This is a genomic window from Methylocystis parvus, from assembly GCF_049675845.1.
In the GTDB taxonomy this organism is placed as follows: Bacteria; Pseudomonadota; Alphaproteobacteria; order Rhizobiales; family Beijerinckiaceae; genus Methylocystis; species Methylocystis parvus_A.
Genome location: NZ_CP187161.1, coordinates 1,730,063 through 1,745,762 on the forward strand (window position 1 = coordinate 1,730,063; position 15,700 = coordinate 1,745,762).

The following is a 15,700-nucleotide window of genomic DNA, read 5'->3' on the forward strand; positions in this document are numbered from 1 at the left end:
GGGCTTCTGCTTTTTGGGTGAAACAGCTGGGCCTCATCCCGCGGGCGAAGCTCGCGTCTCGAAGGACGAGGCCGCCTCGGAGGTTTGCCGGCAAACGCCGTCGCGCCCAAAGCCGGTCCTCGGCATCGCTCTGGCGCGCAGACGCTTGACGCCGCAGCGCAGCAAGGCCAAACCCGGCGCAGTCCATCCCTGCTCCGGTGATTCCGATGGCCCATGACGCCCCCCTCTCCCCGCTCGCGCCGAAAACCACTCCCGAGATCGCGCCGCTCGACGGCCTGCGCTTCGCCGCCGGCGCCGCCGGCATCCGCTATGCCGGCCGCACGGACGTGATGCTCGCCATAATGGACGAAGGCGCGACGGTCGCGGGCGTCTTCACCAAATCCAAATGCCCCTCGGCGCCGGTCGACTGGTGCCGCGCCAAGCTCAAGGGCGGCAAGGCGAAGGCGCTGCTGGTCAATTCCGGCAACGCCAACGCCTTCACCGGCAAGACCGGCGCGGAACAGGTGAAGTTCTCCGCCAAGCTCGCCGCCGCCGCGACCGGCGCGCGCGAGAACCAGGTCTTCCTCGCCTCGACGGGCGTCATCGGCGAACCGCTCGACGCCTCGAAGTTCGACGGCGTGCTGGACAAGCTCGCCAAGGAGGCCCGCGCCGACCGGTGGCAGGAAGCCGCGCGCGCCATCATGACGACCGACACCTTCCCCAAGCTCGCGACCCGCACGGCGACGATCGGCGGCGTGGAGGTGACGATCAGCGGCATGGCGAAGGGCGCGGGCATGATCGCGCCGGACATGGCGACCATGCTCTCCTTCGTCTTCACAGACGCGCCCATCGCCGCCGAGGCGCTGCAAACGATGCTCTCGAAATCGGTGCAGCGTTCCTTCAACGCGATCACGGTCGACAGCGACACCTCGACCTCCGACACGCTGCTGCTCTTCGCGACGGGCGCCGCCAAGAAGCGCGGCGCGCCGAAGATCGAGAAGGCGAGCGACCGGCGCCTTGCGGATTTCAAGCGCGCGCTCGATGAGGTGCTGCTCGATCTCGCGCATCAGGTCGTGAAGGACGGCGAAGGCGCGCGCAAATTCGTCGAAGTGTCGGTGACAGGCGCCGACAGCGCCAAGGCCGCCAAGAAGATCGCGCTTTCCATCGCCAATTCGCCGCTGGTGAAAACCGCCATCGCCGGCGAGGACGCCAATTGGGGCCGCATCGTCATGGCGGTGGGCAAGGCGGGCGAGCGCGCCGACCGCGACAAGCTCGCCATCTGGTTCGGCGGGGTGCGCGTCGCCTTCAAAGGCCTGCGCGATCCCGCCTATGACGAGCGCGAAGTCTCGGAGATCATGAAGCGGCAGGAGATCGTCATCAATGTCGATCTCGGCCTCGGCGCCGGCGCCGCGACGGTGTGGACCTGCGATCTGACGAAGGAATATGTCGCGATCAACGGAGATTACCGGAGCTGATTTCGCGCGCGGCCCCCTCCCTGTCCCTCCCCCGCAAGCGGGAGAGGGGACGCTCGCGATCAACGGCGCCGATGAAGGCCACGCCCTACTCCCTCTCCCGCGAAGCGGGGGAGGGCTGGGGAGGGGGCGCTCATCAAGGCTCTTTACCGCGACCATGCTGCGGACCCACGTAAAGCCGCCCGCAACAACGCTGATTTCAAACGCCTTGCCTTCCGCCGCCCAAGCTGGAACTCTGCCGTAATTGCAGATGTCGCCTGGAGCGTTGCGCGTATGTATTTGCTGCGTCTTGTCCCGTTTCTCCTTCCCCTCCCCCTGCTCTCCTGCAACTCCGCGCCCCCCGCGCCGCAACTGCGCTTCGACGCGGCGGAAGCCGCCTATCTCGACAAGCCGGGCAAGACCGCGATCCACGGGCAGGCGTTCCTCCCCGACAGAACCGGCGGCATGAATGTGCGCTATGCCTCGGGCGAGACGGTGCGCCTCATTCCCGATACGAGCTATGCGCGAGCGCGGCTCGATTATTATTTCCACGGCGCCAAATTCGCGCCTGCGACGTCGATCCCGAAAAACGATCCAGACCCCGATTATGTCGCCCACACCCGCACGGCGAAAGCCGGCCCGACGGGTCGCTTTACTTTCGAGAACGTGCCGCCCGGACGCTACTATGTCTCGACGCAGGTGATCTGGAAGCCCGACAACGCCTTTCGCCAGGAAGGCGGGCTGATATATGAGGAGGTCACCGTCACCGGCGCGGAAGAAAAACCCGTCGAGGTCATCGTCTCCGGCAAATAAGGGTCTGCATGAAGCTCCTCCTCGTCGTCGCCTGCGCGCTTGTCGACGCCGACAATCGCGTGCTCATCGCGCAGCGCCCTGAGGGCAAGCAGCTTGCCGGCTTATGGGAGTTTCCCGGCGGAAAGCTCGATCCCGGCGAGCGGCCGGAGGACGCGCTCATTCGCGAACTCGCCGAGGAGCTGTCGATCTCCGTAAAGGCCCCTTGCCTCGCGCCGCTGACTTTCGCGAGCCACGCCTATGAGGAATTCCATCTCCTCATGCCGCTCTACGTCTGCCGCAAATGGGAGGGCTTCGTGCATCCGGCGGAGGGACAGGCGGTGAAATGGGTGCGGGCGCGCGATCTGCGCAATTACGACATGCCGCCCGCCGACGCGCCGCTCATTGCGCCGCTTGTCGATCTGCTTGGATAATCGTCGCGCATCCTAATCCCGCATCATCGCGAAACTTGCGGGAATGGAGAGCGTCCAGATCAACCCGTCGGGCGGAAAGCTCAGGGTCGCCTCGCCGTCGAGCGCAAGAGCGACCAGCTTTTTCACGACCTTGTGGCCGAAGCCTTCGCGGGGCGGCATGGCGAGCGCCGGCCCGCCGATCTCGCGCCACTCGATGTTGAGGCGATCATTGTCGAACCCCCATTTCAGCGAGATGCTGCCCTCGGGGCGCGACAGCGCGCCATAGCTCAACGCGTTCGTTGCAAGCTCGTGCAAGGCGAGGCCGATATTCTGGGCCGCCTCCGGCTTCAGCATGATCTTCGGCCCGTCGATCGCCGCACGTTCGCCGAGGCTGTCCTTCGAGATATCCAGGCAATAGGCCATTTGCGCCCGCACGAGATCGTGCATGGCGGCGCCGCGCCAGTCCTGTGAAACGAGGAGGTCATGCGCCATGGACAATGCCTGCAGGCGCGCGCTGAATTTGCGCTGGAATTCCTCCACAGATGGGGAGCCGGCCGCCGTCTGGCGCGACATGGCCTGCACGACGGCGAGGAGATTCTTCGAGCGATGCACCAGCTCGCGCAAGAGGACGCGCACATGCTGCTCGCGCATCTTGCGCTCGGTGATGTCGCGCGCCGTGCCGAGAATGCGAACGGCGCGACCCTCCTCGAAGAAAGTGCGGCCGCGGATCGAGACCCAGCGCTCGATCTTGTCGCTCACGCCGATGACGCGATACTCGATCTCGTAATCCCCCTCGAAGCCGGGATCGAGCGCGAGGCCGACGGCCTCCTTGCTGCGCCGCCGATCCTGCGGATGAATGGCGTTACGAAAGACGTCGAAGCCAGGCTCGATATGGTCGGGCAGACCCCATAATTGCCGCACGCGCGCGTCGAGATGCACTTCGCCGGTGACGAGGTTCCAATCCCACACGCCGGTGCGTCCCGCGTCGAGCGCGAGTTGCATGCGCTCGAGCGCATAGGCTTGATCCTTGATCGCATCGCACCCGGAAGGCGCGGCGCGCGCCTCGCCGGCGTCGGAAAGAGTGTCCGTATCGCTCACGCATCACCTGTATCTGGGGCGGGTGCATTATAGAGCGAGACCGCCGCGCGCGCGAGCGCTTCGGCGACGTCTTCGCCCCCTTCCCAGTTTTGCGGAAGAGGGAGCAGCGCGTGGCCTTTATCAACGCCGCGGATCGCGAGCGTTCCCTCTCCCGCTTGTGGAGAAGGGACGAGGAGAGGGCCTAACGGCAATGAGGATCAAATATCCAGCAGATCCGTCGCGAACGCCGCCTTCTCCTGAATGAAGGCGAAGCGCGCCTCGGGCTTGTTGCCCATCAAGCGCTCGACGCAATCGGCGACGTCGTCGCGCTCCTCGCCTGCGAGAACGACCTTGAGCAGCGTGCGCTTGCCCGGGTCCATGGTCGTCTCCTTGAGCTGCGCCGCGCTCATCTCGCCGAGGCCCTTGAAGCGGTTGACCTCGACCTTGCCCTTGCCGGTGAGCACGGTTTTGATCAGCTCCTCGCGATGGTCTTCGTCGCGCGCATAGACGGTCTTCGGCCCCTGCGTGAGCTTGTAGAGCGGCGGCTGCGCCAGATAGAGATGGCCCTTCTCGATGAGCCGCGGCATTTGCCGATAGAAGAAGGTGATGAGCAGCGACGCGATATGCGCGCCGTCCACGTCGGCGTCCGTCATGACGATCACTTTTTCGTAGCGCAGTTCCTCGTCGCGATAATGCGAGCCCAATCCGCAACCAAGCGCCTGCGTGAGATCGGCGAGCTGCTGATTGGCGAGAAGCTTGTCCTTCGTCGCTGAGGCGACGTTGAGAATCTTGCCGCGCAGGGGCAGCACCGCCTGCGTCGCGCGGTTGCGCGCCTCCTTCGCGGAGCCGCCGGCCGAGTCGCCTTCGACGATGAAGAGCTCCGAGCCCTGCGCCGAATTGTTGGTGCAGTCGACCAGCTTGCCCGGCAGGCGCAATTTGCGCGTCGCCGTCTTGCGGGCGACATCCTTTTCCGCCTTGCGGCGCATGCGCTCTTCGGCGCGCGACACGGCGAAATCGATGAGCTTGTTCGCCTGCGTCGGCGCGGCCGCGAGCCAGTGATCGAAGGCGTCGCGCACCGTCTGCTCGACGATGCGCGAACCTTCGACGCTCATCAGGCGGTTCTTGGTCTGACCCTGAAATTGCGGATCATGGATGAAGACGGAGATCATCGCCGCCGCCGATCCCATCAGATCGTCGGCGGTCACGTCCTTGAAGCGCTTCGACTGATTAGTGCGGTCGGCGTGGTCCTTCAGGCCCTTCATCAGCGCGAGGCGGAAACCCGCTTCATGCGTGCCGCCATCCGGCGTCCAGACCGTGTTGCAGTAGGAATTGATGAAGCCGTCATCCTCCGCGAACCAGGCGATCGCCCATTCAAGCGAGCCATGGCCGCCTTCGCGCGTCACCTTGCCGGCGAAGGGCTGGTCGGTGACGAGCTCCTTACCGTGCGTTTCGCGCGCGAGATAATCCTTCAGGCCGCCGGGAAAGCACAGCACCGTCTCGGCCGGAATGTCGGAGCCGGGTTCGATCAGCGACGGATCGCAACGCCAGCGGATTTCGACGCCGCCATAGAGATAGGCCTTGGAGCGCGCCATGCGGAAGAGCCGCGCCGGCTTCCAGTGCGCGCTTTGATCGAAGATCTGCGCATCCGGCTTGAAGCGCACGCGCGTCCCGCGACGATTGTGGATCTTGCCGACATTCTGGAGCTTGCCGAGCGGCAGGCCGCGCGAAAACTCCATGCGGTAGAGCTGCTGGTCGCGCGCGACCTCGACCTCCACCTTCTCGGAAAGGGCGTTCACGACCGAGACGCCGACGCCGTGCAGGCCGCCCGAGGTCTGATAGGCGCCGCTGTCGAATTTTCCGCCCGCATGCAGGACCGTCATGACGACTTCGAGCGCCGACTTGTCCTTCATCTTGGGATGCGGGCCGACGGGAATGCCGCGGCCATTGTCGGTCACGGTCAGCCAACCGCCCGGCTCCACCGTCACCTCGATGAAGGTCGCATGGCCGGCCACGGCCTCGTCCATCGAGTTGTCGAGCACTTCCGCGAAGAGGTGGTGCAGCGCGGTCTCGTCCGTGCCGCCGATATACATGCCGGGGCGCCGGCGGACCGGCTCCAGCCCCTCCAGCACCTCGATCGAGCCGGCGTCATATTCGGCGGGCGTTGTTTTTGCTGCGGGTTTGGGCGCGGGCGCCTTGCGCGGCGCGCCGCCGAAAAGGTCGGGTTTCGTGGCCATGGCCCCGATATTAGCGCGATTCGAGCGCCCGTGCGCGAGGCTTCAGCCGAAGGCCGGGAAAACCGGGGAAAGCGTGGGAATCAGGCCCTTTTCGCCGCCGTGAGCCGCTCCGCGCCCGCCTCGATGATCTCCCGGAAGGCGGAAAGCGGCTTGGGCTGGCTGATCAGATAGCCCTGGATTTCGTTGCACCCGAAGCTGTGCAGCATTCGCAGCTGGGAGCACGTCTCGATGCCCTCGGCCGTCGTCTTGACGCCCAGCTCGCGCGCCAGCCCGATGATGGCGCGAATGATCGAGGCCGTCTCGCGTCGAATGTCCACCTCCTGCACGAAGGAACGATCGATCTTGATCCGATCCACCGGAAAGGCGCGAAGATGGGAAAGCGCGGAATAGCCCGTGCCGAAATCGTCGAGGGCGATGGAGACGCCGAGCTGGCGCAGATGGGTCAGGCAGGCATGCGTGGCCGCGTTTTCGAGCAGAAGCACGGATTCGGTGATTTCCAGCTCCAGGCGCGACGGATCGATGTTGCAGGCGCCGATCGTGGAGGCGACGTCGAGCGCAAAGCCCGGCTTGACGAGCTGCGTCGGAGAGAGATTCACGGCGACGCGCATATGCGCCGGCAGCGTGGCGCCCAGGAGGCAGGCCTCCCGCAGCACCCACTCGCCGATTTCGCAAATGAGCCCCGCCTTTTCAGCAACAGGAAGAAACGCCGGCGGACTCAACATCCCGTGACCCGGTCGGCGCCAGCGCAAGAGCGCCTCGAAGCCGGAGACTTCAAGGGCGGCGAGATCAACGATCGGCTGAAAATATAGCTCGAACTCGTTGCGCGCGAGCGCCTGTTCGAGCTCCCGCTCCATCTGCCAGCGCGAGGCGATCCGGGCCTCCATCCGGGCATCGAAGAAGCTGATTCCCCTGCCGACGGCGGCCTTCGCTTCATAGAGGGCGAGGTCGGCCTTTTTCATGAGCTGCGCGAGGTCGAAGCCGTCCTGCGGGGCGCGCGCAATGCCGATGCTCGCGCCCACCGACGCCGTGGTCTCGGCGAGCGGAACCGGCTCGGCCACCGCCCTTGCCAGCCGCTGCGCGAGCTCCTCGATCGCCGAGACGCTGGCGGCCGGATATTGGAGAACGACGAATTCATCGCCGCCGATGCGCGCGAGAAATTCACCTGCCCTGAGCGCCGCCCGCAGCCGCTGCGTCACGATCCTGAGCAGGTTGTCGCCAGCCTCATGGCCGAGCGTGTCGTTGACGCTCTTGAAATCGTCCAGGTCGATCCAGTGAATGGCGACCCCATTCCCGTCTTGCGCCGCGTCGGCCAGGGCGTCGCGCGCGTGCTGTTCGAAGGACGCGCGATTGGCCGCGCCGGTAAGCGGATCGAAATAAGCGAGGCGCTGAATGCTCTCTTTCCGCTCCTTCTGCTCCATGGCGATGGCGCAGAGATTGACGCAGGCCTGCACGATGGTGCGCTCCAGGGCGTTCGGCCCCCGGCAGGTCCGGTAATAGAAGGCGAATGTCCCGATCACCCGCCCGTCGGCGGCGTAGATCGGCGACGACCAGCAGGCGCGTAGGCCAAGCGGCAAAGCGAGATCTTTATAGGCCGCCCAGAGCGGGTCGGTCTCGATGTCGCAGACTTCCACGGGCTCGCGCAGATAGGCCGCAGTTCCGCAGGAGCCGACCTGCGGGCCAACCGCGAGGCCTTCGATCGCGTCGCAGAAACTCTTGGGCAGGCCCGGCCCCGCCAGCGGATGCAGATGGCCTTGGGCGTCGACGAAGAGAATGGAGCAGACGACGTCGGGCGCGAGGCGCTCCGCTTGCAGACAGAGCCGGTTCATGACGAGTTTAACCGGCAGGTCGCGTGCGACGCCCTCGAGCACGTCATGCTGCAGGGCGCGCAATCCCAGCATTGTCGGCTTTTCACAGCCCGCGCAGTTCAAATCAGACATGCTCGCCCGCAAAAACTCGATACCAACGCCACACGCGGATCGGGTCGCCTGTCCAGCCAAAAGGCGCGCCCCGGCCGATTTTCCAGCCCCCGCGGCGGCGAACCGCCCGGCGCCGTCATTCAATCAACCTACGTTCTAGCTCACCCGAGAATGCACGCGAAAGCTTAAGAAAATTCCACTTAAGACGCGGAGTTAGCTCGTGAAATGCCGGATCGCGGGCGATCGGGCGGATCCGGTTTACCCGGCCGCAAGCAGAACCGATCTAGCGTTCGACATCGTTCTTCCCGTTTTGGAGCGCTCATGCCCCCGCTGACCGTCGTCATCTGCGTCGACCACGCCTATGTGAGCGGCGGGCAATCCAAGGTTGCGATCGAAAGCGCGCTCGGGCTCAGGGCGGCCGGCGCGCGCGTCGTGTTCTTCGCGGCCTGCGGCCCCGTTGACGAGCGTCTGGGACCAGCGGGCGTCGAGGTCGTCTGCCTCGGCCAGCCCGACATACTCGGCAACCCGTCGCGGCTCGCCGCCGCGCGGCAAGGCGTCTGGAACGCGCAGGCCGAAAAGCTTCTCGAAGAGACGCTGGGTCATCTTTCCTACGATCGCACCATCGTTCATGTGCATGGCTGGGCGAAGGCGTTGTCGCCTTCCATCGCAAAGCCCATACAGGCGGCCGGCCTTCCGGCCGTCTACACGATGCACGAATATTTCCTGCATTGCCCGAATGGCGGCTTCTACAATTTCCCGAAAGGCGACGTCTGCGCGCTGAAGCCAATGTCCATGGCGTGCTGGGGGACGAATTGCGACTCGCGCAACTATCCCTTCAAGCTGTGGCGCAACGCCCGCATGTTCGTCGCGCAGCATGTCGCGCATCTGGCGGAGACGTTTTCGGACATCGTCCTCCTCTCCGATCTGCAGGAGAAAGTGCTTGCGACCTGCCTGCCGAAAGGCGCCGCGATCCATCGCGTGACGAACCCCGTCGAAGCCGAGCCGCTCGGCCCCAAGGCGGACCCGCGCAGCGGCGATTTTCTTTTCGTCGGGCGCCTCTCGGCGGAGAAGGGCGCCTTCCTCTTTGCGGAGGCTGCGCGCCGCGCGGGCGTGACGCCCGTCTTTGTCGGCGACGGGCCCATTGCAGGCGAGTTGCAAGCGCGCTTCCCGCAGGCGCGGCTCCTGGGGTGGAAATCGCCGCGAGAGGCGCGCGAGGCCATGCGCGCCGCGCGCGCCCTCGTCTTCCCGTCCCTTTGGTACGAGACCTTTGGCCTCACAGCGCTCGAAGCCAAGGCCATGGGCACCCCGGCCATCGTCGCCGATGGCTGCGCCGCGCGCGAAGCGATCGAGGACGGCGTCACGGGCCTCTGGTTCAGGAGCGGCGACGCCGACTCGCTCGCCTCCGCGATCCGCGAATTGAACAACGACGCGGTGATCACGCAGATGGCCAAGGCCGCCTACGACGCTTATTGGGCCGCGCCCGCGACGCGCGAACGCCATGTCGGCGAAACGCTCGCCGTCTACGAGGCGATGCTTGCGCGACGCGCCGCCGCCTGACGGGAAATCTTCCCGCAATCGACGCGGCGCCTTTCCTGCGCTAAACCAACGGCGAAAATCGCAGGAAAGACGATGAAACGCCCCTTCGCCCTCTTCGCCGCCGCCCTCCTCCTCGCCACGCCCGCCAGCGCCGAAAAGCTGCGCCTCGCCTTGCAGAAGACGGGCACGACCGGCTGGGAAATGGCGGTCGTGAAGGCTTTCGGCCTCGACAAGGAGGCCGGGCTCGAACTGGAAGTGACGGAGCTCGCCTCGCCCGAGGCCGGCAAGATCGCCATTCAGGGCGGGAGCGCCGACATCATCGTCTCCGACTGGCTGTGGGTCGCGCGCGAGCGGGCTCAGGGCGCGAAGCTCACGCTCTACCCCTATTCCACCGGCGTCGGCGCGGTGATGACCAAGGACGCGTCGATCAAGACCGTGAAGGACCTCGCGGGCAAGAAGCTCGGCGTCGCGGGCGGACCGCTCGACAAGAGCTGGCTGCTGCTGAAGGCCTATGCGCTCAAGCGGGGCGTCGATCTCGAAAAGAGCGCGACCATCCTCTACGGCGCGCCGCCGCTCATCGCCGAAAAGGCGTTGCAGGGTGAGATCGACGCGGCGCTGGAGTTCTGGAATTTCGCCGCCGATCTCGAAGGCAAGGGTTTTGCGCGCGCCATAGAGATTGCGGAAGTCGAGAAGACGCTCGGCGCCAAGGGCGACGTCGTCGTGACCGGCTATGTTTTCGACGACGGCTTCGCGGCGAAGAACAAGGATGCGCTGTCGCGCTTCTTCGCCATGACCGGCAAGGCGAAAGCGCTCATCTCCACCGACGACAAGGCCTGGGCCGCCGCCGCGCAGCGTCTCGGCCAAAAGGACGCCGCGACGCTCGACATCTACCGCAAGCGCTATGTCGCCGGCGTTCCCAAGCGCACGATCGCGCAGGAAGAAGCGGACGCCGCGGTTCTCTACAAGACGCTCGCCGAGATTGGCGGCGAGAAGCTCGTCGGCCCCGGCAAGACGCTGGATCCTGGAACCTTCTACAAGGGCGGCGAGGCCGCGAAACGGTGATCAGACTTGTGCGCGAAGAGTTGGTCCGCGAAGGGTTGATCCGTCTCGTCTCTCTCGCGGCGCTCTTCGCCGTCTGGCAGGCCGCCGCGTGGTTTTCCGATCCGCGACGCCTGCCGGGACCGGCCCTCGTCTTCGAGGCGATCATCGAGGAAGCCCGCAGCGGCGCGCTCTTCTCCAATCTCGCCATCACGCTCGCGCGCGTCGTCGCCTCCTTTGCGCTCGCCATGAGTCTGGGCGCGGCGATCGGCTATTTCATGGGCCGCAACAGGCTCGCCGACCGCCTGCTCGATCCCTGGCTCGTCTTCCTGCTCAATCTCCCCGCCCTCGTCGTCATCGTGCTGGCTTATGTCTGGGCGGGACTGACGGAGGCGGCGGCCATCGGCGCCGTCGCGCTCAACAAGCTGCCCAACGCCGTCGTCACGATCCGCGAAGGCGCCCGCGCGCTCGATCACGACCTCGACGAAATGGCGCAAGCCTTCCGCTTTTCGCGGGCGGCGCGCCTGCGGCATGTCATCCTCCCACAGCTTGCGCCCTATTTCGCCGCCGCGACGCGCGCGGGGCTGTCGCTCGTCTGGAAGATCGTGCTCGTCGTGGAGCTGCTCGGCCGCTCCAACGGCGTCGGCTTCGAGATCAACATGGCCTTTCAGCAGTTCGACATGAAGCTGCTTTTCGCCTACGCCCTCCCCTTCGTCGCCCTCATGCTCGGCGTCGAGACATTTCTGGTGCAGCCCCTTGAACGACACGTCGCCCGCTGGCGGCGCGGCGCCCCTCGACGTCGCGATCGCGCATAAGGACCATCATCGCGCCGACGGGCGGCCTTTGCGCGCGCTCGAAGATTTGCGCCTGGCGCTGCCTTTCGGACAGGCCGGCGCCGTGGTCGGCCCTTCCGGCTGCGGCAAGACGACTCTGCTGCGCTTGATCGCAGGGCTCGACCGCGAATATACGGGCCATATACATCTCCCCGCGCATGGTCGGCTCGGCATGGTCTTTCAGGAGCCGCGCCTTTTGCCCTGGCGCAGCGTCGCCGACAATATCCGCATCGCCGCGCCGGAGGCGACCGAGGAAGAGATCGCCGCGCTTCTCGCGCAATTGTCGCTCGCCGAACATGCGACGCATTTCCCCGGCGAATTGTCGCTCGGCCTCGCGCGCCGCGTTTCGCTCGCCCGCGCGCTCGCCGCCAAGCCCGATCTGCTTTTGCTCGACGAGCCGCTCGTCTCGCTCGACGCGGCGCTCGCGCGCGATCTGCGCGACCGCATCGCCACGCTCATAGACGAGAAGCGCATCACAACGCTGATCGTGACGCATGATCTCTCGGAAGCGATCGCCCTTGCGGATCGCATCTTCCTGCTCTCGCCCCGCCCCGCCCATGTCGTCGAGACGCTCGACATCGCGACGCCGCGCAGCAAGCTGACGCAGGACGTCGCGCAGACGCTGGAGGCGCAGGCGCGCGCGGCGCTCGCCGCCGCGCGTCAGTAATGGTGGTGATGCAGTCGTTCGACGCCCGTCATCAAGCCCAGCACGCTTGCGAGACTGTCCGGCACGATCTGTTCGGCATGGCCGACGCGCTCCGCGCGGAAGGCGTCCATGCGCATGGGGCCGAAGCAGTCCATGTCGAAAAGGCCATTGCCGCGCGCGGTGATCACGACCGAGCGCACGCCGCGCGGGTTGGGATGATTGAGTCGAAGGCTGACATGCGAATGGTCGTCGGCGGCGACGCGGGCGCCCAGCTCTTTCAGCCCGGCTTCGCCACCGAGATGCTGCACGACTTCGTGACATAGCCCGTCATAGGTCGTCATTTTACCCACCATCGATCCATGCCGAAGGCGGCTTCTGACTAAGAGCCGCAACTGGTCCGGCATGGTTGACGATGGCGCCCGCTTCCAAATTTTTCGTTGCAAAATTGTCGGGGGAAGACGCTCACCAGTCGATTTCGTTGCCCCGATAATCGACATAGCGGCGCGTGCCGGAAAGCGTGAGCCCTTCCGCGACGCGGATGATTCCCTCGACGCTTTCCTCCACCGACAGCGTCGCATTCGGACCGCCCATATCGGTGCGCACCCAGCCGGGATGCATGGCGACGACGGCGACGCCTTCCGGCCGAAGATCGTCGGCGAGGCATTGAGTGAACTTGTTCAGCGCGGCTTTCGACGCGCGATAGCCGGCGTTGAACGTGCCCTCCAGGGTCATGGAGCCGAGCACGCTCGACATCATCACGATGCGCGGATTTGCACTCTGCTTCACAAGCGGCAGGAAGGCCTGCGCGACGCGCAGCGGCCCGAGCGTGTTGACGTTGAAGAGGTCGAGCACGCCGTCGAAATCCATGTCGAGCGCATTCTGGCGCTCCGGCCCATAGGCGCCGGCGTTTGCGATCAGCACGTCGACGGGCTCCGTCACCGAGGCGGCGGCGGCGCGGATCTGGGCCTCGTCGCGCGTGTCGAAGACGAGAACGCGCCCCTTGCCGCCGAGCGCGGTTTGAAGCGCGGCGCGGCCCGCTTCGCTGCGCACGCTCGCCGTCACGCGTTCGCCGCGCAATGCGAGCTGGCGCGCCAGCTCCAATCCAATGCCCCGGCTCGCGCCGGCGATCAGCCAATGCGACATGGAAAAACTCTCCCTGATCCCGTTCGGCCTCACATATAGCGCGGCGCCTTGCCTTTGGCTCTTGCAATGCTAGCGTTGGCCGGCAAAGCGAGGACGCGGATGACGGCGCAAGAAATCGTTAGCGGCGAGGCCTGTTATTTCGACGGCTATGCCGAGAAGCGCCGTTCGGTCGCGATCGTTTTCGGCCCCGCTCTGGAAATCGTGGAAAACGGCGCCCTTCTCGCGGCCTGGCCTTATGCCGAGGTCCGGCGCCTGCCGCCGCCGGGCGGCGTGATGCGGCTCAAGGCGCTCGGCGCCGCGAAAGGGGCCTGGCTCGAAATCGACGATCCGGCGACCCAGGCCGAGGTCGAGCGCCATTGCCCGCTGCTCGGCGGCGAGAGGGCGCCGCCAGATAAGGAAGGCCGCAAGAGGCTCGCCTATGGACTCGCCGCCGCCGTCATGTTCGGCGCCTTTCTGTGGAGCGGCGTGCCCCGCATGGCGGGCATCATCGCGCCCGTCATCCCGGTCGAATGGGAAAAGAAGCTCGGCGACAGCGCCGACGAAGAGGTGCGCAAGACCTTTTCCGGCAAGGCCTGCGCCGCGCCTGAAGGCGCCGCGGCCCTGAAGAAGCTCAGCCAGAAATTGCAGGAGGCCGCGCATTTGCGGCTTCCTGCGACGATCGAGGCGATCGAGTCGAAGACGCCCAACGCCTTCGCGCTTCCCGGCGGCAAGGTCTATCTCCTGTCCGGCCTTCTCGACAAAGCCGCGAGCCAGGACGAGATCGCAGGCGTGCTGGCCCATGAGCTCGGCCATCTGGAGCATCGCGACCATCTGCGCCGCATCATCGCGACCGGCGGCGCCGCGCTGCTGGTCGGGCTCGTCTTCGGCGACGTCAGCGGCGGTTCGGCCATGATCATCATCGGCAATTCGCTTCTCAACGCCGCCCATTCCCGCGAAAACGAAAGCGAAGCCGACGCTTTCGCCGCCCAGACCATGGCGGCGCTGGGCCGGCCGGCCAAGCCGATGGGCAAGCTGCTGGTGCGGATCACGGGCGAAGACGATGGCGGCCCGTTGAGCATCTTGCAGGATCACCCGCTGAGCGAGGACCGCCTGGCGCGGCTTGCGAAAGCGAGCAAGGGCGAAACGGCCCCGCCGCTGTTGAGCGATGAAGAGTGGAAGGCGCTGAAGGGGATTTGCGGCTAGACGCGGGCTTGCGGGAGACCTAAGCCGGCGCCTTCAAGCGCGCCTGCCGATCGGATAGGCTGGCCTGGTTCACATGCGGTGGAGATGATGAGCAACGACGCGCCCGATCCGTTCGGACAGACCAATGCGCAGGGCGATCTCTTCGCCGGCGAAGGCTCGGCCGCAACGCCCCGGCAGTTGGATACGTCCAAACTCCGCCGCCGCCTTCAGGCGATGCTGGCGGAAACGAACGCCGGGAAAAACGCCGCCGAGCATACGCCCGCCGCCGACCCTGCTTCCCATACCTCCCCCGCGCCGCGGGAGAGAGGGTAGATCCTGGCTTTCGCGAGGATCGCCTCTCTCGCAAAGCGAGGGAGAGGCGCTCGCCTTAAACCGCCGCCGCCGCGTGCTCCATCTTCGCAACGCCCGACTTCACCGCGGCCTGCACCTTTTCGAAGGCGCGGACCTCGATCTGGCGGACGCGCTCGCGGGAGACGCCGAATTCCTCGGACAGCTGCTCCAGCGTCACCGGATCGTCGGCGAGGCGGCGCGCCTCGAAGATGCGGCGCTCGCGGGGATTGAGCACGTCGAGCGCGCCCCGAAGGGCCGTGAGGCGATTATTGTTCTCCTCCTGCGCGACGAGAAGGCGCTCCTGGTCGTCGCTGTCGTCGACGAGCCAGTCCTGCCACTCGCCTTCGCCTTCTTCGCGCAGCGGCGCGTTGAGCGAGGCGTCCCCGCTCATGCGGCGGTTCATCTCGATCACGTCCTGCTGCGAGACGCCGAGGCGCGTCGCGATCTTCTCGACGTTCTCGGGCTTGAGATCGCCCTCCTCATAGGCGGAGATGCGGCTCTTGGCCTTGCGCAGATTGAAGAACAGCTTCTTCTGGCTCGCCGTCGTGCCCATTTTCACGAGCGACCAGGAGCGCAGGATATATTCTTGAATCGAGGCGCGGATCCACCACATCGCATAGGTAGCGAGACGGAAGCCGCGGTCGGGCTCGAAGCGCTTGACGGCCTGCATCAGGCCGACATTGCCCTCCGAGATGATTTCGCCGATCGGGAGGCCGTAGCCGCGATAGCCCATCGCGATCTTCGCGACGAGGCGCAGATGCGAGGTCACGAGTTCCTGAGCCGCCTTCGGGTCTTCGTGCTCGCGCCAGCGTTTGGCGAGCATATATTCCTGCTGGGGCTCCAGCATGGGGAAACGACGAATTTCGGCGAGGTAGTGGGAAAGCCCGCCTTCCGCGACGATGGGCAAGGAATTCGCCATATTGCGTCCCTCCTGGCGGGCTCCCGGGCGACGGCAAGCCCGCAATGGTCGATCGCGCACTCGCCGATCGCAACAAGGAGATTATAGGCCGGAAAGCCTTTCCGGGAAAATGACCCGCGCGTGACAAGTCGCTAAAGTCGGGATTAAGATTCTGTAATAATCGGCTGGCGGAAGCTGTGCGGGCGGTCCGGCTGACAAGGCTGCGCCGCCGGCG

15 protein-coding genes are annotated in these 15,700 nt (G+C 65.8%); 9 read left to right on the forward strand and 6 right to left on the reverse strand.

Going from position 1 to position 15,700, the window contains the following annotated elements:
- Positions 1 to 206: 206 nt before the first annotated feature.
- From argJ to ACPFMJ_RS08855, 3 genes are all read left to right on the forward strand, one after another.
- Positions 207 to 1,454 (forward strand): bifunctional glutamate N-acetyltransferase/amino-acid acetyltransferase ArgJ, encoded by a 1,248-nt coding sequence (gene argJ / locus ACPFMJ_RS08845; RefSeq protein ID WP_424363440.1) that lies wholly within the window; start codon positions 207 to 209, stop codon positions 1,452 to 1,454.
- A gap of 270 nt (positions 1,455 to 1,724) precedes the next feature.
- A complete protein-coding gene (locus ACPFMJ_RS08850) occupies positions 1,725 to 2,243 on the forward strand; it encodes a carboxypeptidase regulatory-like domain-containing protein (protein ID WP_424363441.1) in 519 nt (172 codons plus the stop codon).
- Between the two features lie 8 nt (positions 2,244 to 2,251).
- Positions 2,252 to 2,653 carry a (deoxy)nucleoside triphosphate pyrophosphohydrolase gene (locus ACPFMJ_RS08855; RefSeq protein ID WP_424363442.1) on the forward strand — a complete coding sequence of 134 codons (402 nt, stop codon included), beginning with the start codon at positions 2,252 to 2,254 and terminating at the stop codon, positions 2,651 to 2,653.
- 12 nt (positions 2,654 to 2,665) lie between these two features.
- Here the strand turns inward: ACPFMJ_RS08855 and ACPFMJ_RS08860 are convergent, their stop codons facing one another.
- The 3 genes from ACPFMJ_RS08860 to ACPFMJ_RS08870 form a co-directional block, all read right to left on the reverse strand.
- Positions 2,666 to 3,730, reverse strand: a complete 1,065-nt coding sequence (locus ACPFMJ_RS08860; protein ID WP_424363443.1) for a sensor histidine kinase — start codon at positions 3,728 to 3,730, stop codon at positions 2,666 to 2,668.
- A gap of 197 nt (positions 3,731 to 3,927) precedes the next feature.
- Positions 3,928 to 5,943, reverse strand: coding sequence for a DNA topoisomerase IV subunit B (gene parE / locus ACPFMJ_RS08865; RefSeq protein ID WP_424363444.1), 2,016 nt, complete (start codon positions 5,941 to 5,943; stop codon positions 3,928 to 3,930).
- 80 nt (positions 5,944 to 6,023) lie between these two features.
- Positions 6,024 to 7,841 carry a putative bifunctional diguanylate cyclase/phosphodiesterase gene (locus tag ACPFMJ_RS08870; RefSeq protein WP_424363445.1) on the reverse strand — a complete coding sequence of 606 codons (1,818 nt, stop codon included), beginning with the start codon at positions 7,839 to 7,841 and terminating at the stop codon, positions 6,024 to 6,026.
- 339 nt (positions 7,842 to 8,180) lie between these two features.
- Here ACPFMJ_RS08870 and ACPFMJ_RS08875 point away from each other — a divergent pair, with 339 nt between their 5' ends.
- The 4 genes from ACPFMJ_RS08875 (at position 8,181) to ACPFMJ_RS08890 (ending at position 11,933) form a co-directional block, all read left to right on the forward strand.
- Positions 8,181 to 9,416, forward strand: coding sequence for a glycosyltransferase family 4 protein (locus tag ACPFMJ_RS08875; RefSeq protein ID WP_424363446.1), 1,236 nt, complete (start codon positions 8,181 to 8,183; stop codon positions 9,414 to 9,416).
- A gap of 72 nt (positions 9,417 to 9,488) precedes the next feature.
- The gene (locus ACPFMJ_RS08880; RefSeq protein ID WP_424363447.1) at positions 9,489 to 10,457 is read left to right on the forward strand and encodes an ABC transporter substrate-binding protein; all 969 of its coding nucleotides are present in this window, start codon (positions 9,489 to 9,491) and stop codon (positions 10,455 to 10,457) included.
- A gap of 35 nt (positions 10,458 to 10,492) precedes the next feature.
- Positions 10,493 to 11,248, forward strand: a complete 756-nt coding sequence (locus ACPFMJ_RS08885) for an ABC transporter permease (RefSeq protein WP_424363823.1) — start codon at positions 10,493 to 10,495, stop codon at positions 11,246 to 11,248.
- Positions 11,190 to 11,933, forward strand: a complete 744-nt coding sequence (locus tag ACPFMJ_RS08890) for an ATP-binding cassette domain-containing protein (protein WP_424363448.1) — start codon at positions 11,190 to 11,192, stop codon at positions 11,931 to 11,933. The genes ACPFMJ_RS08885 and ACPFMJ_RS08890 overlap by 59 nt, the downstream gene beginning before the upstream one ends.
- Here the strand turns inward: ACPFMJ_RS08890 and ACPFMJ_RS08895 are convergent.
- A complete protein-coding gene (locus ACPFMJ_RS08895; RefSeq protein ID WP_424363449.1) occupies positions 11,927 to 12,253 on the reverse strand; it encodes a hypothetical protein in 327 nt (108 codons plus the stop codon). The genes ACPFMJ_RS08890 and ACPFMJ_RS08895 overlap by 7 nt on opposite strands.
- A gap of 121 nt (positions 12,254 to 12,374) precedes the next feature.
- Positions 12,375 to 13,055 (reverse strand): SDR family oxidoreductase, encoded by a 681-nt coding sequence (locus ACPFMJ_RS08900; protein ID WP_424363450.1) that lies wholly within the window; start codon positions 13,053 to 13,055, stop codon positions 12,375 to 12,377.
- Positions 13,056 to 13,154: 99 nt separating this feature from the next.
- On the opposite strand from ACPFMJ_RS08900, the gene ACPFMJ_RS08905 reads away from it, so the two are divergent.
- On the forward strand, positions 13,155 to 14,237 hold the full coding sequence (locus ACPFMJ_RS08905) for a M48 family metallopeptidase (protein WP_424363451.1): 1,083 nt from the start codon (positions 13,155 to 13,157) through the stop codon (positions 14,235 to 14,237).
- Positions 14,238 to 14,321: 84 nt separating this feature from the next.
- On the forward strand, positions 14,322 to 14,549 hold the full coding sequence (locus ACPFMJ_RS08910; RefSeq protein ID WP_424363452.1) for a hypothetical protein: 228 nt from the start codon (positions 14,322 to 14,324) through the stop codon (positions 14,547 to 14,549).
- 55 nt (positions 14,550 to 14,604) lie between these two features.
- Here ACPFMJ_RS08910 and rpoH read toward each other — a convergent pair whose 3' ends face one another.
- The gene (rpoH, locus tag ACPFMJ_RS08915) at positions 14,605 to 15,486 is read right to left on the reverse strand and encodes an RNA polymerase sigma factor RpoH (RefSeq protein ID WP_424363453.1); all 882 of its coding nucleotides are present in this window, start codon (positions 15,484 to 15,486) and stop codon (positions 14,605 to 14,607) included.
- Between the last annotated feature and the right edge of the window lie 214 nt (positions 15,487 to 15,700).

What these genes read in the sequence shown, in the direction of transcription:
- ACPFMJ_RS08855 (WP_424363442.1), top strand. Translation starts at nt 2,252, where the DNA reads ATGAAGCTCCTCCTCGTCGTCGCCTGCGCGCTTGTCGACGCCGACAAT.
- ACPFMJ_RS08895 (WP_424363449.1), bottom strand. Translation starts at nt 12,253, where the DNA reads ATGACGACCTATGACGGGCTATGTCACGAAGTCGTGCAGCATCTCGGT.
- ACPFMJ_RS08850 (WP_424363441.1), top strand. Translation starts at nt 1,725, where the DNA reads ATGTATTTGCTGCGTCTTGTCCCGTTTCTCCTTCCCCTCCCCCTGCTC.
- ACPFMJ_RS08910 (WP_424363452.1), top strand. Translation starts at nt 14,322, where the DNA reads ATGATGAGCAACGACGCGCCCGATCCGTTCGGACAGACCAATGCGCAG.
- parE (WP_424363444.1), bottom strand. Translation starts at nt 5,943, where the DNA reads ATGGCCACGAAACCCGACCTTTTCGGCGGCGCGCCGCGCAAGGCGCCC.
- ACPFMJ_RS08905 (WP_424363451.1), top strand. Translation starts at nt 13,155, where the DNA reads ATGACGGCGCAAGAAATCGTTAGCGGCGAGGCCTGTTATTTCGACGGC.
- ACPFMJ_RS08880 (WP_424363447.1), top strand. Translation starts at nt 9,489, where the DNA reads ATGAAACGCCCCTTCGCCCTCTTCGCCGCCGCCCTCCTCCTCGCCACG.
- ACPFMJ_RS08900 (WP_424363450.1), bottom strand. Translation starts at nt 13,055, where the DNA reads ATGTCGCATTGGCTGATCGCCGGCGCGAGCCGGGGCATTGGATTGGAG.
- rpoH (WP_424363453.1), bottom strand. Translation starts at nt 15,486, where the DNA reads ATGGCGAATTCCTTGCCCATCGTCGCGGAAGGCGGGCTTTCCCACTAC.
- ACPFMJ_RS08875 (WP_424363446.1), top strand. Translation starts at nt 8,181, where the DNA reads ATGCCCCCGCTGACCGTCGTCATCTGCGTCGACCACGCCTATGTGAGC.
- argJ (WP_424363440.1), top strand. Translation starts at nt 207, where the DNA reads ATGGCCCATGACGCCCCCCTCTCCCCGCTCGCGCCGAAAACCACTCCC.
- ACPFMJ_RS08870 (WP_424363445.1), bottom strand. Translation starts at nt 7,841, where the DNA reads ATGCTGGGATTGCGCGCCCTGCAGCATGACGTGCTCGAGGGCGTCGCA.